General features: G+C 73.0%; 14 protein-coding genes. 6 read left to right on the top strand and 8 right to left on the bottom strand.

Features of this window, described 5'->3' with window-relative positions; translation table 11 throughout:
• Window positions 1-53: 53 nt before the first annotated feature.
• The gene (locus ACN265_RS18570; protein WP_421408716.1) at window positions 54-407 is read right to left on the bottom strand and encodes a hypothetical protein; all 354 of its coding nucleotides are present in this window, start codon (window positions 405-407) and stop codon (window positions 54-56) included.
• A gap of 355 nt (window positions 408-762) precedes the next feature.
• Here ACN265_RS18570 and ACN265_RS18565 point away from each other — a divergent pair, with 355 nt between their 5' ends.
• Genes ACN265_RS18565 through ACN265_RS18555 form a run of 3 tightly spaced genes read left to right on the top strand, consistent with a single transcriptional unit; the run spans window position 763 to window position 5,820 of the window.
• Entirely contained in the window at window positions 763-3,225 is a 2,463-nt protein-coding gene (locus ACN265_RS18565; RefSeq protein ID WP_421408715.1) for a tetratricopeptide repeat protein, read from the top strand.
• A 5-nt stretch (window positions 3,226-3,230) separates the two neighbouring features.
• Window positions 3,231-4,592 (top strand): condensation domain-containing protein, encoded by a 1,362-nt coding sequence (locus ACN265_RS18560; RefSeq protein ID WP_421408714.1) that lies wholly within the window; start codon window positions 3,231-3,233, stop codon window positions 4,590-4,592.
• A 1-nt stretch (window position 4,593) separates the two neighbouring features.
• On the top strand, window positions 4,594-5,820 hold the full coding sequence (locus ACN265_RS18555; RefSeq protein WP_420116190.1) for an MFS transporter: 1,227 nt from the start codon (window positions 4,594-4,596) through the stop codon (window positions 5,818-5,820).
• 63 nt (window positions 5,821-5,883) lie between these two features.
• Here ACN265_RS18555 and ACN265_RS18550 read toward each other — a convergent pair whose 3' ends face one another.
• From ACN265_RS18550 to ACN265_RS18525, 6 genes are all read right to left on the bottom strand, one after another.
• Entirely contained in the window at window positions 5,884-6,288 is a 405-nt protein-coding gene (locus ACN265_RS18550; protein WP_204925193.1) for a GntR family transcriptional regulator, read from the bottom strand.
• A complete protein-coding gene (locus tag ACN265_RS18545) occupies window positions 6,285-7,013 on the bottom strand; it encodes a hypothetical protein (RefSeq protein WP_420115758.1) in 729 nt (242 codons plus the stop codon). Before ACN265_RS18545 ends, ACN265_RS18550 begins: the two co-directional genes overlap by 4 nt.
• Before the next feature lie 88 nt (window positions 7,014-7,101).
• Window positions 7,102-7,761, bottom strand: coding sequence for a response regulator (locus tag ACN265_RS18540; RefSeq protein WP_421408713.1), 660 nt, complete (start codon window positions 7,759-7,761; stop codon window positions 7,102-7,104).
• Window positions 7,758-8,915 carry a sensor histidine kinase gene (locus ACN265_RS18535; RefSeq protein ID WP_421408712.1) on the bottom strand — a complete coding sequence of 386 codons (1,158 nt, stop codon included), beginning with the start codon at window positions 8,913-8,915 and terminating at the stop codon, window positions 7,758-7,760. Before ACN265_RS18535 ends, ACN265_RS18540 begins: the two co-directional genes overlap by 4 nt.
• Entirely contained in the window at window positions 8,915-9,748 is an 834-nt protein-coding gene (locus ACN265_RS18530) for a CPBP family intramembrane glutamic endopeptidase (RefSeq protein ID WP_421408711.1), read from the bottom strand. Before ACN265_RS18530 ends, ACN265_RS18535 begins: the two co-directional genes overlap by 1 nt.
• 128 nt (window positions 9,749-9,876) lie before the next feature.
• Window positions 9,877-10,473, bottom strand: a complete 597-nt coding sequence (locus ACN265_RS18525; protein ID WP_420115754.1) for a helix-turn-helix domain-containing protein — start codon at window positions 10,471-10,473, stop codon at window positions 9,877-9,879.
• A gap of 140 nt (window positions 10,474-10,613) precedes the next feature.
• On the opposite strand from ACN265_RS18525, the gene ACN265_RS18520 reads away from it, so the two are divergent.
• The 3 genes from ACN265_RS18520 to ACN265_RS18510 all read left to right on the top strand — a co-directional run bounded on the left by ACN265_RS18520 (window position 10,614) and on the right by ACN265_RS18510 (window position 12,924).
• Window positions 10,614-11,252, top strand: coding sequence for a class I SAM-dependent methyltransferase (locus tag ACN265_RS18520; RefSeq protein ID WP_421408710.1), 639 nt, complete (start codon window positions 10,614-10,616; stop codon window positions 11,250-11,252).
• Window positions 11,253-11,332: 80 nt separating this feature from the next.
• Entirely contained in the window at window positions 11,333-12,409 is a 1,077-nt protein-coding gene (locus ACN265_RS18515; RefSeq protein ID WP_421408709.1) for an MFS transporter, read from the top strand.
• Complete coding sequence (locus ACN265_RS18510; protein ID WP_421408708.1) at window positions 12,367-12,924, top strand: hypothetical protein; 558 nt, start codon at window positions 12,367-12,369, stop codon at window positions 12,922-12,924. Before ACN265_RS18515 ends, ACN265_RS18510 begins: the two co-directional genes overlap by 43 nt.
• Before the next feature lie 106 nt (window positions 12,925-13,030).
• Here ACN265_RS18510 and ACN265_RS18505 read toward each other — a convergent pair whose 3' ends face one another.
• Window positions 13,031-15,202: a ThuA domain-containing protein gene (locus ACN265_RS18505; protein ID WP_421408707.1), complete on the bottom strand. Its 2,172-nt coding sequence runs from the start codon at window positions 15,200-15,202 to the stop codon at window positions 13,031-13,033.
• Window positions 15,203-15,263: the final 61 nt, after the last annotated feature.

The following is a 15,263-nucleotide window of genomic DNA, read 5'->3' as shown; positions in this document are numbered from 1 at the left end:
ACCCGACTGGCGGACAAGGCGTACACGTCGAAGGCGAAACGAACCTGTCCACGTCAGTGCGGCACAGCGGGGATGGTCCACACCACCATGAGGAACAGCGGTGCGGCGGCGAGGGTCCCGCGGAGGACGGGCCAGCTGATCTGGCCCCTCTTGCTCGGAAAGCTCGGAAAGAGCCAGAGCAGGATCAGACCGGTGATCAGAGGGACGAGCAGTAGCGGCGCCCCGACGGTGAGCCCGAAGATCACCATTTCCACCCACGGTGATTCGTCATGGCCCACCCGTTCGTGAGATTGCCGGCTCAGTACGACGATGTAGGCGGCGACCACCAGCAGGTGCCAGCCGAACAGGACCATGAGCGGGGGGACCGGATCCCGTTTGACGGTGTCATGTGTGTCGATCTCTTGCACGTGGTTCCTCCCCGGAGAGCAGCCCATCGTCACCGCTCTATCACTAGCAGTGGAACCCGAGCTGATCCAGCCCGCTGACAGGTCTCCACCGTCGACCACGCTCCAACAGATTGATTCAACTCAATTAGTGGGCGAGAATGGCGGGATCAGGGGCCGTCATCGCCCGTCTTCCTCGTCCGGTCGGGAGGAGGTGTCGAGCATGGAGCGCTACGAGGACCTCGAAGGAACCGCCGTGGGTCTGATCAACGCCGTCATCAACTGACGTCGCCGGTCACCAACCGGGCGGGCACGGGCTGTCCCATCGTCGCGTGTCCGCCCCTAGGACCGAACCAACCGACCGGGCGGGAGGACAGGGTTGGCCGACCTCACCTGGCGGGACCCGGCGGCATCGCCGCTGCGCCCGCTCATCGACCTGACCGCCGATCCCACGGTCCCGCCGTCCCTGGTCGCCGAGACGGCACTGTTCTGCGTCGACCAGCCCGACCCCTGCGGCTGGCTGCCCGCCCACACGCCCCCCGCCGACCTGCGCCGCACGATGTGCCGCGCCGGCCTGCTCGACGCCACGGACCCACTCGTCGTCCCACCCGGGGTGGCGCAACGGCTCACGACCGAGGACCCCGCCGGCCTGCTGTGGGCGGCCCGACTGATGCGCGCGCTGGGCCGCCGGGAGGACGCCGCGACCCTGCTGCGCCGCATCGGTTCCGACGCGCCGCCCCCGGTGTACGCCTGGCGTGCCCTCCTGCTCGCCGGGGACGGCCGGCAACCACCGCCCCCGGTGCCACCCGAGGCGGCGGGCCTTCCGGTCCGCCTCACCACCGCCCTCGCCCACGCCCGGTCCGCTGTGACCCACGGGCAACCGGCCACCGAACCGCTCACCACCGCGGAGTCCCTGGCCGCCGCCCTGACCGGCGACCGGATCGGGGTGATCGCCCGGGCCCGGATCCTCGCCGCGCGGCTATGCTCCACGGCCGAGCCGGTGCCGGACGCCGACACGGTCCGCGCCGTCGCCCACGACCTGGGAACGGACCGGACCGACCTCCTCGCCCGCGACGCCGCACTGGCGCTGCTGCGGGCCGCCACCCGGGCCGCCCTGAACGGCACCGGCGTCGGGCCGGCGTACGAGTTCGCCGGCGCCGCCCTGGACCTCGATCCCACCGGCGCGGCGACCCGGCTCCTCGCGGCGGACGCGGCCCGGGCGGCGGGCGACCGGGAGGCGGCCCGCACCCACTACCGGGTGGCCGTCCGCACCGGCCTGGCCGAGCGGACCGCCGCGCTGGCCGGACTGCTCGACCTGGCGACCCCCACCGCGCCCGGCGCGGACAACGGGCCCACCGGCGGGTTGGCTCCAGCAGCGGACACCGGCGAGCTGGTCGGGGCACTGGCCGACCTGCTCGCCACGGATCGCCGCGTCGAACGGGACCGGTTGGCGGTGCTCGTGGCGCGACGCCCGGCGTTGGACGGCACGGCCTGCGCCGACGCGGTGCGGTGGGCGGTCGCGGCGCAGGCTGACCCGGCGGTCGGGGCGCGTCCGCTTCCGTTGGAGCGCTACCGACCGTTCCTCGATCTGCATCCGAGCGCGATCCTCGACCCGGTCGACACCCCGCCGGTCGCGATCCACACGCCACTGATGTCGTACGCCGCCGTGCTGGAGCGTCGCGAGCCCTGGTTCCGGGAGATCCACCCGCAGCGGGCCACGGCCGCCATGTTCCGCGACGAACTACAGGCGACAGCGGTGGTGTACGGGTACGCCTCCGATGCCGCCTCGGCCGACTACGCGACGTGGCTGGCGGCACCGGACGGCTGCCCGCCCGGGGTGCGGGACCGGCTGGCCAACGTGTCGGACCTGCCGCTGCTGGACCGGGCGTTGCTGGGCCGGCTGCTGTCCGCGCTGGGTTTCCACGCCGAGGCCAAGCGGATCCTCCCCGGGCCGGACGTGCCGGTACGCGACCCCGAGAGCGCGTACGCGCTGGCCAGCTGGATCTTCGCCGAGCAGATGCTCACCACGGGGCACGCGGCCGAGCTGGAGCCGCACTTCCGCACCCTGTACGACCAGCTCGGCGACGACGTCCGGTACGCCCGCACGCGGGTGGTCACCACCATCAACGCCACCGTCAACGCGGCCCGACGCCGGGAGCCCGACACCATCGCCCGGTGGCGCAAACTCGGTGAGGAGGACCTGGCCCGGTACACCGCGCTGCCCGAGGTGTCGCAGTTCGACGCCGCGATCATGACCAGCAGATGGTTCCGGGCCATGGGATTCCTGCCGTTCCTCACCGGCGACCGTGACCTGCTGCGGGCGGACATGGACCGGTGGCTCGGCATCGCCCGGGAGCTGACCGGGCACGACGAACACACCCGGGTCATCGCCGCCGACAACTACTTCCCGGCCGTGGAGACCGCCGTGCGCACCCACACCCACCTCGGCGAACGCGACACCGCGCTGGCCCTGGTCGACGAGCTGGCGCAGCGGATCGACCCGATCGACCCGAAGACCTGGCTCACCGCGGGCGAACTGCGGTACCAGGCCGGCGACCACCGTGGTGCGCTTGAGGCGTACCTGCGGGCCGCGCACCTGCAGTTCCCGTACGGCCGGATCTCCTGGTTCAACGCCGGCCAGGTGCACGAGCAGCTCGGCCGGGCGGACCTGGCCGCCGAGTGCTACCGCCGCTCGCTCGCGCACTGGCCGACCGGGGTGACGCCGCTGCGCCGGCTGCGTGACCTGCACCTACGCTGCCTGCTGCCCGACGACGGGGGAGTGCTGGCGGCCTGGATCGCGGGTCAGCCGGCGTGGCCGCAACTGCCCCCGTTCACGGGGTGAGCCGGGTGGGGGTGCCGCCCTACGGCGCGCAGCGCGAACTGCTGCTGCTCAGCGACACCGACGGGGCCGGCCTGCCCCGGCACAACCCGATGCCCCGGGCCTGGACGCTGTGGCACGTCCGGGGCGAGGTGGACGTGCCGCGCCTGGCCGCCGCCATGCGGGCCGTCGCCGCCGGCAACGACGTGTGGCGGGCCCGGTTCGCCCCGGGCCCGGAGCTGGTGTACGGACCCGAGCAGCCCTTCCCGGTGACCACGGTGGACTGTGCCGACGTGTCGGCGGACCGGCTGCTGGAGGTGGCCGGGGCGGCGCTCGGCGAGGCGGTGTACGCGCCGATCGACCTGCGCCACGACCCGCTGGCCGGGGCATGCCTGGTGCGGCTGGCCCCGGACGAGCACGCGCTCGCCCTCGTGGTGGACCACGGCTTCGCCGACCACGCGACGCACACCCGGTTCGTGCGCCGGGTGGCTGCGGCGTACCAGCATCCGGAGCGCACGCCGTCGCCGCTGCCGTCGTTCTTCGCCCACGCGGCCGAGGTCGCCGCGGACCCACGGCGCTCGGCGTCCCGGGAGTTCTGGGCGGAGGCGATGAGCCGGGACGTTCCCGCCGTCGCCTTCCCCGGCGGGCGCTGGAAGCCGTGGCGGGACACCACCGCCAGCGCCGCCTCGCCGCTGCGGCTCGACGGCGCAACTACCCAGGCCATCCGGTACGGCCGGGAACTCACCGGCGCGACCGGCTCTGGTCTGCTCCTGGCGGCCCTGTCGTTCCTGCTGGGACTCTGGGCCGACGGGGACGTCCCGGTGCTGTACGCGCGGGGCGGCCGGTGGACCCGGGAGAGCGTCGAGGTGCCCGGCGCGCTGCACGAGGCGGTGGTGAGCGTGCCACCGGGCCACCCTGCGTCCGCCTCGCTCGCCGACCATGTCCGTGCTCTCACCGCCGTCAACGCCGCCGCGCCGCCGCTGCTCGGCCAGTGGCTCACCGACTTCGGTGGGGTGGAAGCCCTGCGGGAACGGCGTCGGCTCGTGCTCAACGTGGTGGCGGCGGAGCCCACCGTCACGGTGGGCAACGCCACGATCGGTCCGGCGGGCCGGCTGCTGCGCAGCAGCGTACGACCGCCCGCAGGTCGGCGCGGGTTCCCCGCCCACAACGCGCTGCACCTGGCGGTGACGTGGTCGGCCGAGCAGCCGGAGGTGACCGTCCACCACGACCCCGAGGTGCTGCCGGCCGCCGCTCCGGTCGGTGCCGCTCTGGTCCGGTTCTTCGCCCTGCTGGCCGAGCGGCCCGACATCGCCGCCGACCGGGCCGCCGACCTGCTACGGGCGACGTGGCTGCGGGCGGCCGACACCCCGACCACGGCCCCGTCCACCTGACGTGGCGTACCGCCGTGGCGGGCTGCTCCGACAGCACGACTTCCGGTCCCTGTGGCTCGGGGCGGTCGCGAGCCAGTTCGGTGCGCGGATGGCCCTGGTGGCGCTGCCGTTGGTGGCGGCCGGCCCGATGCACGCCTCCGCCTGGCAGGTGGGTCTGGTCGGCACCCTGGGCACGGTGGCGTTCCTGGTCGTCGGCCTGCCCGCCGGCGCGGTCGTCGACCGGGTGCGGCAGCGGCGGCTGCTCATCGGCACCGACCTGGGGCGGGCCGTGCTCGTCGCCTCGCTGGCCGTGCCGGCGGCACCGGGCGGGGTGGCGCTCGGCCAGTTGTACGTCGTCGTCCTCGGCGTCGGGGTGCTCACCGTGTTCTTCGACGTCGCGCACCAGAGTTACCTGCCCCGGGTGGTGCGGCCCGACGAGCTGGTCGAGGGCAACGCCCGGCTGAGCACCACCCTCGCGGTGGCGCAGGTCGCGGGGCCCGCACTGGCCGGGCTGGCCGTCGAGTTGGCCGGCACCGGACCCGCCGTCCTGCTGATCGCGGTGGGGTTCGCCGGATCCGCCGCGTACCTGGCCCGGATCCGGACGGCCGATCCGCGGCCCGCCGCCACCGGCCGGTCCCGGCTCGCCGGGCAGATCCGCGACGGTGTGGCCTACGTGCTGCGCCACCCGGTGCTGCGGGTGCTGGCGCTGGCCGGCGGCGCGTACAACATGTTCGCCCTGATGGTGCAGACGATGGTGCCGGTGCGGCTGGTCAGCGAGCTGGGCGCGTCCCCGGCGACGGCCAGCGCGTACTTCAGCGCGGGCGGCGCCGGCGGCATCCTCGGCGCGGTGGTGGCCCGGCGGCTGACCCGCCGGCTCGGGCAGTACCGAGCGGTCTGGCTCTGCCTCCTCGCCACCGCGCCGTGCGCGCTGCTCACCCCCCTGATCGACAGCGTCGGCGGGATCTGGCTGGCGGCCGGCGGCTACCTGCTGCTGTGGGCGGGAGCGACAGCCTCCAACGTGGCCCAGGTCAGCCTGCGCCAACAGTTGTGCCCGCCGGAACTGCTCGGCCGGATGAACGCCACCATGCGGTTCCTGCTCGGCGGGGCGATGCCGGTGGGTGCGCTGGCGGGCACCGTGCTGGGGGCCGCCGCCGGTGCCCGGGTGGCCCTGTGGGTGGGTGCGGGCGGTCTGCTCCTGTCCTGCCTGCCGCTGCTGCGGCTGCGCGTCCCCGACCGGCAGCCCGCTTGAGCCTCAGCGTCGAGGATCCGATCTCGGTAGATCGCCCGATGATGCGGCAGGACGCTGTCGATCTCAGGGGCCCGCTACGGCTGATGGCGTTGCTTTCAGCGCGGCAGCGAGGGCGTCGGTGAGTTCGTCATCACCGGCACCGAGGAGACGACCGGCGGTGACGAACTCACGGGCCCGCAGGGTCAGGGCTTCGAGACGGGCGTCTGGCTGTAGGACGGCTGCGGAAGCCACCCGGGTGCCGGCCGCCCGTCTGGTGACGACCAGGCCGGCCGCCTCCAGCTCCTGGTATGCGCGAGCCACGGTTCCGTTGGCCAGCCCCAGATCGGCGGCGAGTTGCCTGACCGTCGGGAGTCGCTGCCCTTCCGCGAGCACCCCCCACCGGATCAGCTCGGCGATCTGCTGACGGACCTGTTCGAACGGGGGAACAGCCGAGGACGGGTTGATCCGGATGGCGGGGCCGCTCGTCATCCGGCTACCCCGTCGGCACCGATGTGGCTGGCGGCACCGGTCACGGCGCCGGGGAGCCGGTGCGGGGCCATCACCAGGGCACCCGCATAGCCGCCGAAGATGATCAGGCCGAGCCCGGCGAGGAGGCTGAGGGCGAGACCCCAGGCAGGTGAGCCACCAGCGCGCCAATCCCACTGGCGATCGGCGTACCAGAAGGCGAGGGTGGTGAACACGATGGCGAACACCGCCGTGCAGGTGTAGACCGTGCGGCGGATGGCGGCGTGACGCCAGGTGTTGTCCGCTGCCGCATCCGCCTCGTCGGCTCCCGCCTGGGGAGCACGGACGATCAGCCATACGATGACGAGGGTCAGGGCGGCGGTGACACCAAGTGTGATCAGTGTGCTCGTGAGGCTGACCGGTGCCGCGGTGCCGAAGTACTTGACTTCGTGGTCAGGTCGTTCGGGGGTGGGGAAGCCGGCGAAGAGCATGATGCCGACCCCGAGCAGCGCGACCACGACGACTTCCCGTCTCGGCGCGTAATCCCGGACGCGTCGGGGAACCAGGCTGGCGGTGCCACGGCCCCGGCCCGGTCGTGGTGTGACGGCTTCGCTGGCGAGAGCGCCGAGGAGGGTCGCCAGGACCAGGGCGATCGGAGCCAGATCAAACAGGTAGGTGCGGGTCAGTGCGAAGGCGGTCCCCACACCGACGGCCATCCCGACCATTCGATACCGGCCACCAGTGGTCATGACCCCTCCTTGTATCGAAATACTGATACAAGAGTAACCATTTCCATGGCCCGTGTCACCCCCTGTGCACGTGACGGTGCCGGGGCGTTCAGGTCACCAGCCCGGTCCGGTACGCGTACACCACCGCCTGCACACGGTCGCGCAGGTCCAGCTTGGTGAGGATGCGTGAGACGTACGTCTTGACGGTCTCCTGACTGATCACCAGCCGGGCCGCTATCTCGCTGTTGGACAGGCCGTCGGCGATCAGGCGCAGCACCTCCAACTCGCGCGGCGTCAGGCCCGTGTCGTCCGGGGTGCCCCCGGCGGGACGGATGCGGGCCGCGTACCGGCCGACGAGTTGCCGGGTCACCTCCGGTGCCAGCAGCGCCGCCCCGCCGGCGACGGTGCGGATGCCGTGCAGCAGCTGCGCCGGTGGGGCGTCCTTGAGCAGGAAGCCGCTCGCCCCGGCGCGCAGCGCCTGGTAGACGTACTCGTCGAGGTTGAACGTCGTCACCACGAGCACCCTGACCGGGTGGGTCACCCCACTGCCGGCCAACAGGCGGGTCGCCGCGATGCCGTCGAGGACCGGCATCCGCACGTCCATCACCACCACGTCCGGACGCAGCCGCCCGGCGAGATCGACCGCCTCGCGCCCGTTCCCGCACTCGCCCACCACCTCCAGGTCGGGTTGAGCGCCGATGATCGTCGCGAAGCCGGTACGGATCAGCGCCTGGTCGTCGCAGACCAGCACCCGGATCGGCGCGGTCATGACGCGTCACCGGTGGGGATGCGGGCCCGGACGACGAAGCCGTCGTCCTCCCGGCGTTGCGCGCTGAACTCGCCGCCGAGCACGGTGACGCGGTCACGCAGCCCGGCCAGGCCGCGCCCGCTCCCACCCGGGCCGGCGGGGCGCGTACCCGGGCCGGCGGTGCTGATCTCCACCGTGATCTCCCTCTTCCCATGGTGGACGTGCACGGCGGTACGGCTGCCGTGGGCGTACTTCAGGGCGTTCGTCAGCGCCTCCTGCACGACCCGGTAGGCGGCGGCCTCCGCGCCGCCGGTGGTCTCCGCCGGGCTGCCGTCCTGGGTGAACTCCACCGGCTGCCCGGCCCGCCGGGTCTGCTCGACCAGTGCGGGCAGCTCCCCGACGGACGGCACGCGCGGGTCGGCGTGGTGGTCGGGGTCGAGCAGGTCGAGCAGGATCCGCAGGTCGGCGATGGCCCTCCGGCCGGTGTCGGTGATGGCGGTGAGGGTGGTGTCGAGGCGGTCCGGGACGGCCGTCAGGTAGCGTGCCGCCTCGGCCTGCACGACCATCGCCGTCACGTGGTGGGTCACGATGTCGTGCAGTTCACCGGCGATGCGGGCGCGTTCGGTGGCGCGGGCGGCCTCGGCGGCCCGCTGGCGGCGTTCGGCCTCGGCGGCCCGGCTCTGCCGCAGCCAGGCCCCGACGCCCCAGGCGAGGGTCAACGCCAGGTAGAAGGTGAGGAAACCACCCACACCCTCCGTCGACCCCTGCCGGTGCAGGGTGACCGCCAGGGCGACGTACGCGGCGGAGCCCACGACCAGGGTGGCGCGCCGACGACGTTCCAGGTGGACGCCGGCGCTGAGCAACGCGACGGCCAGCGCGGTGCCCGCGACGGTGTGGTAGGCGCGTACCTGGTCGACGGCGAAGCCGAGGGACACCAGGGCGAGGCAGATCCCGGGCCACCGCCGGCGGACGGCCAGCGGGAGGCACTCCAGGGCGATCGCCACCACGGCCAACGCGTCGAACGGGCGGCCGGGCAGGTCACCGAGTTGCGTGCTGCGGTCCTGCAACACCGGGATCGGCGCGCAGGCGAGGGCGAGCAGCAGCGCCAGCGGGAGATCCCGGACCGTGACCGGCCAGCGCCGCCACCTGTCCGCAAGCGTCCGCAGGTCGACCATCAGGAGACGGTAACGTCTGCCGCCGGCACGTCGACCGGCCGGCGACGCGGTACGATGCGACCCCGACGGTGGGCCAGCCCCAGGAACACCACGGTCAGTGCCAGCCCTGCCAGCACCGTGAACAGGCTGGCCTCCGGCCCGAAGTCGCCACCGCTGAGCAGCATCGGGCCCGACATGGTGGCGTCCAGCAGTCCCTGCGACTCGCCGTTGCCGGAGACCACGACGCTGAAGATCCCCGCGGCGGCGAAGTTCCACCCGAAGTGCAGCCCGATCGGCACCCACAGGGTGCGGGTGGCGGCGTAGCAGGCGGCGAGCATGAAGCCCGCCTCGATCGTGACGGCGGTCGCGCCCCACACGCTCGCGTCGGGGTTGGCCAGGTGGACCAGGCCGAACAGCACCCCGGTCACCAGCAGCGACAGCCAGGTCCCGAGGCGTTCCTCGACGAGGCGGAACAGCAGGCCCCGGAAGAGCAACTCCTCGGTCACGGCGGCGGCCGCCATGAACCCGAACAGGCCCACCATGCCGGTCACCGAACCCATGCCGTGCACGTGGTAGCCACCCAGCAGGGCGATGGTGACGACGACGGCGGCGAACATGACGAACCCGATGACCGCGCCCCGGACGATCCGGGTGCCGGCACCGGACCGGGCCAGCTCCGTGACCTCCCGTCCCTCGGTACGACGCACCACCCACCGGTACGCGAGGAGCGTGGCCACGGCGGTCGCCGTGCCGAGGAGCAGGGTGAGCCAGGGGTTGTCCTGCACCGCCGCGACGGCCCGGCTGCCGACGAGAGCGGCTGCCGCGACGGCGACGACCTGTTTCAACACACGCATGACGGGTTCCTTTGCGAGGTGGGCGGCCGAAGTGCCGCGGGCCACCTGGAACGCTAGGGATCGGCGGGCCGGGAATCGTCACCGTGCGGTGGACACCTGCGGGTAGCTCTCGCGGGGGACAAGCCTGCTCACGCGGTGGTGCCCGGTCGTGGTGCGGCGCGTACGTGGGCGCGTTCGCCCTGTCTGCCGACGAGGCTGAGGAACTCGACGGGCCCGGAGCTGGTCGCGCCGAACCAGTGCGGGGTGCGGGTGTCGAACTCGGCGGCCTCCCCGGGCTGCAGGGTGAGGTCGTCGTCGCCGAGGACCAGGCGCAGGGTGCCGTTGAGGACGTAGACCCAGTCGTACCCCTCATGGGTGCGCAGGTCGGGCACGCGGTCGTCGTCGCCCGCCGGCAGGACGAACTTGTAGGCCTGGATGCCGCCGGGCCGGCGGGTCAGCGGCAGGATGGTCACGCCGTCGGCGGCGGCGATGGGTCGCAGGTTGATCCGGGGGTCACCGGTCAGCGGTGCGTCCACGAGTTCGTCGATGGTGACGCTGTGGGCGCGGGCGAGCGGGAGCAACTGTTCGAGGGTGGGGCGTCGTAGGCCCGCTTCGAGCCGGGACAGGGTGCTGGCGGAGATGCCGGTCTCCTCGGCGAGGTCGGTGAGGGTGATGTTGCGGCGCAGCCGTAGCTGCTTGAGCCGGGGTCCGACCGCGTCGAGGGTGCGGTTCAGGTTCTCGTCCACCAGGCCATTTTGCCATTCGGCAAGAATCTTTGCGGGTTCTCCCCGGTGGTCGCAGGATCGCCTCATGACTGGCGACGACGGGAAAGGACAGGTCGGATGACCGAACCGAAGGAGATCGTCACGGTCGCGGAGGCTGTCCGATGACGCACCGCTTCGACCAGGACTACTGGCAACGGCACTGGCAGCCCACGGCCGGGCACCGGCCCGGCTCCATGGCGGGCAACCCGCCGAACCCGTACCTCGCCCGGGAGGCCGCCGGCCTGGCACCGGGCACCGCGCTGGACGCCGGGTGTGGTGCCGGCGCGGAGGCGATCTGGCTGGCCACCCGTGGCTGGCGGGTCACCGCCGTCGACATCGCCGCCGAGGCCCTGACCCGCGCCGCCGACCGCGCGAGCGCCGCCGGACTGACCGGAACGCCGATCCGGTGGGTGGAGGCGGACCTGACCGGCTGGGAGCCGGGCGTCCGCTTCGACCTGGTCACCACCCACTACGCGCACCCCGCGATGCCGCACCTCGCGTTCTACCGGCGCATCGGCGGGTGGGTGGCGACCGGCGGCACCCTGCTGATCGTCGGCCACGGGCACACGCCGCACCCCGGCGGCCACGGGCACCACCACCCCGCCGAGGCGACGGTCACCCTCGCCGACATCACCGCCGGCCTGGACGTGGCCGAGTGGGAGATCCACACCGCCCAGGAACACCACCGGGGCATCCCCGGGCCCGGCGGACGCACCGTCGCCCTGCACGACGTCGTCGTACGCGCCACCCGCCGCCCCTGACCCCACCCTCGCCGCGACGCCGGGACCGAGGTCCGCCCCCGGCGCCGTACCGAACTGCGCCCTCGAAAGGAAACCCGCGCATGTCCTCGCCCGACAGCCTGTCCCACGTGAACGGCCCCGACGCGACGGTCCACGACCCGCGTCGACGCCGTGCCATCCTGATCGCGGTGTGTATCGCCCTGATGGCGGTCATCGCCTCCGTCTCCGGGCTCAACGTCGCCCAGCCGCAGGTCGCCGTCGAGTTCGACGCGTCGCAGAGCACCGTCCTGTGGATGATCAACATCTACACCCTCAGCCTGGCCGCGCTGCTGCTCCCGCTCGGCGCGCTCGGCGACCGGGTGGGCCGCAAGCCGATCCTGCTCGCCGGCCTGGCCCTGTTCGGCGTCGCCAGCGCGGCGGCCGGCCTGGCCACCTCCGCCGCGATGATGATCGCCGCCCGGCTGCTCGCCGGCGTCGGCGCCGCGATGATCATGCCGGTCACGCTGGCCGTCATCACCTCCACCTTCCCCGACGGGGAACGCTCCAAGGCCATCGGCATCTGGACCGGCGTCGCCGGTGGCGGCGGCATCCTCGGCATGTACCTGTCCGCAGTGCTCGTCGACTGGGCGAACTGGCGATGGCTGTTCCTGCTGCCGGTCGTCCTCGTCGTCGCCGCCGCCGTCACGGCCCTACGGGCCGTCCCGAACTCCCGCGAGCAGACGCGGCACCGCTTCGACGTCGTCGGGTCGCTGACGTCCGTGGTCGCCGTGACCGCCCTCATCTACGTCCTGCACGAGGGCCCGCTCCACGGCTGGACCGCGCCGCTGACCACGGCGAGCCTGCTCGTCGGTGTCGTCGCCGCGATCGGCTTCGTGGTGTGGGAACTACGCCGGCCGGCACCCCTGCTCGACGTCCGACTGTTCGGCGACCGACGCCTCGCCAGCGGCTCGCTGGCGCTGCTGGCGCTCTTCGGCGTCCAGGCGGGAATCTTCGTCGTCCTGTTCCCCTACTTCCAGGCCGTCCTCGGCTGGTCCGGCCTGCGCGCCACCGTCGCGCTCATGCCCATGGCGGCGACGATGATGCTGTCCTCCGGCCTCGCCCCACGGGTGGCCGCCCGGGCCGGGCCCGCGCCACCATGGCCACCGGCATCGTGCTCGGCGGCGCGGGTCTGGCCCTGATGGCCACCCTCGTCTCCGTCGACGGCGGCTACCTGGCGATCCTGCCCGGCATGCTCGCCATGGGACTCGGCATGGGCCTCACCCAGACCCCCTCCACCGAGGCCATCACCTCCGCCCTGCCCCGCGACCGCCAGGGTGTCGCGTCCGCCCTCAACGACGTCACCCGGGAGTTCGGCACCGCGATCGGCGTCGCGCTGCTCGGCGCGGTCCTGACCGCCGGCTACCGCAGTGCCGTCGACACCCACCTCGACACGGTCCCCGCCGACACCGCCGACGCCGCCCGCGAGGGCATCGCCACCGCCATCGCCGCCTCCGACACCGCCGGTGCCCAGGCACCCGCGCTGGTCCGCGCCGCCCAGGAGTCCTTCGTGGACGGCTGGCAGCAGGCCATGTGGGTGGGCACCGCCGTGATGGCGGTCCTGCTCGGGTACGTCCTGGCCCGGGGCCCGCGACGGACCGCACCCGGCACGCCGGTGACCGCACCGGCGTCGACGGGCGACGTCACCGTCGGCTGACACCTGCCTGACGACGGCGGACGGCCATCCGCCGTCGTCAGGCCGAAGACCCGACGTGCCCCCGCTGCCGGACCGGCAGCGGGGACACGGGTGGCCGCCTACCGGGTCACGGAAGGGTCCACTTCTGGTTGGCGGCGGCCAGACAGGTCCACAGGTGGACGGCCTGGCCGTCGGTGGCGCTGTTGTTGGACACGTCCAGGCACTTGCCGGACTGGGGGTTGCGCAGGGTGCCGTCGGCCTGCGCGGACCAGTTCTGGGCACCGCTGCCGTTGCAGGTCCAGAGTTGGATCTTCGTGCCGTCGGCGGAGCCGCCACCGGAGACGTCCAGGCACTTGCCCAGCGTCTTGACGGTGCTGTTCGGGGTGACCGTCCAGGTCTGTGCGGCACTGCCGTTGCAGGTCCAGATCTGGACCTGGGTGCCGTCGGCGGTCGCCGCGTTGCGGACGTCGAGGCACTTGCCGCCGAGCCCGACGATCGGCCCGGTCCCCGGGGTGCCGGGGGTTCCGCCGCCCCGGACCAGGGTGAAGTCGTCCACGTCGAACAGACCGGTCCCCGGGGTGCCGGGGGTTCCGCCGCCCCGGACCAGGGTGAAGTCGTCCACGTCGAACAGACCGGTCCCGGCGCCGGTGAAGGTCAGGTACACGGTCTGCGTACCGGTGGGCACCCCGGCCAGGGTGGTGCCGACGTCGGCGTACGTGGTCCAGCCTCCGGTGTTGGGCACCGCCACCTGGCCGAGCAGCGGGCCGGTGGCCGAGCCGGTCCTGATGCCGATGGTGCCGCCCGCCCCACCGGAGACCACCCGGGCCCGCAGCGAGGTGACCCCGGTCAGGTCGAGACCCGGGTACGCGGCCCAGTCACCCGGGTCGACGTAGCCGAGGGTCTGCCCGCCGTTGGCCCCGGCCTTGGTGAACGCGCTGACCCCGTTGGCCGAGCCGAACGCCTCGGCCTGCACGGTGGTGGTACCGCCCGGGGTGCCGCCCAGCTCCTTGATCCGGACGTTGCGGAACGACACGTCGTCGCCCGTACCGTGGTTCTGGAGTCCGATGTGGCCGGCGAGCGAGCGGGCCGGGTCGGTGTTGGTGAAGTCGTTGATCTTCCGACCGTTGAGGAGGACCTGGAGCCGTTCCCCCTCGACCAGCAGCTCGTAGGTGTTCCACTCTCCCGGCGGGTTCAGGGCCGCGTCCCGGGCGGCCAGGTCGGCGGACTGGAAGGTGTAGACCGCGCCGGTGGTGCGGTCGGCCGCGTCGGTGGCGTCGATCTGGATCTCGTACCCGTTGTCCACCGCCGACCAGGGGTCGGTCGACGGTGGGAAGCCGATGAAGACGCCCGAGTTGTCGTCGCCGGCCATCCGCCAGTCCAGCTTCAGCGAGTAGTTGGTGAACTGCCTGGCGCTGTACCAGTACAGGCCCATGCCGCCGACGGAGGTGAGGGTGGCGTCGGCGTTGCCGAAGCTGCCCGGCCCGGCCTGCGACCAGCCGGTGGTGGACCCGTTGTAGAGGGTGACGTAGCCGGTTTCCGGGCGGCAGTCGGCCTTGGCCCGGCCGGCCGCGTACCGGATGCCGCCGAGCAGGTGGCCGCGGAACGCCGCCTCCGTGTACGACCCCTGGGTGTGCCCCAGGCCGGTGTAGAACGATCGGCCGGAGTTGACCGTCTTGCACCAGGAGATCGGATGGTCACCGCCCATCGACCCACCCGAGTACGACGACTCGTCCAGGGTGGCGAGGACCCGGGCGCCCGAGCGCGGGTTGGTCTGGTAGTTGTACCACTCGTCGGTGCGGGTCCAGGTCTGCGGCAGGTGCCCGGTGGCCGGGTGCGCCCGGTTCTCGACGCGGACGTTCGCCTGCTGGATGGCCGGGTGTGAGGCGAAGTAGCCGCCTACCAGGCTGCCGTAGTACGACCAGCCGTACTCGGTGTCGGCGGCGGCGTGGACGCCGACGTACCCGCCACCGCCGTTGACGTACGACTCGAAGGCGGACTGCTGGGTGGCGTCCAGGACGTCGCCTGTGGTGTTGAGGAAGACCACCGCCTCGTACTGGGCCAGGTTCGCGGTGGTGAACCGGGCCGCGTCCTCGGTCGCGGTCACGGTGAAACCGTTCGCGGTGCCGAGTTCCCGGATCGCCTGGATACCGACGGCGATCGAGTCGTGGCGGAACCCGGCGGTCTTGGAGAACACCAGCACGTCGTACGGGGCGTCGGCCGCACCGGCCGGCGTCGGGACGGCAAGCACCGCGGCGGCGGCGGTCACCGCGCCGAGGACGGATCGAAGGAGTCTGCGCATGTCACTCTCCCGGACGGGGTGGAGGGTGGTGCCGGGGCACCCCGAGGGTGCCCCGGCGGGC

Source organism: Micromonospora sp. WMMD730 (assembly GCF_049178955.1).
Taxonomy (GTDB): domain Bacteria; phylum Actinomycetota; class Actinomycetes; order Mycobacteriales; family Micromonosporaceae; genus Micromonospora; species Micromonospora wenchangensis.
The sequence above is the reverse complement of the archived record's forward strand: the minus strand, read 5'-3'. Positions and strand labels throughout refer to the sequence as shown.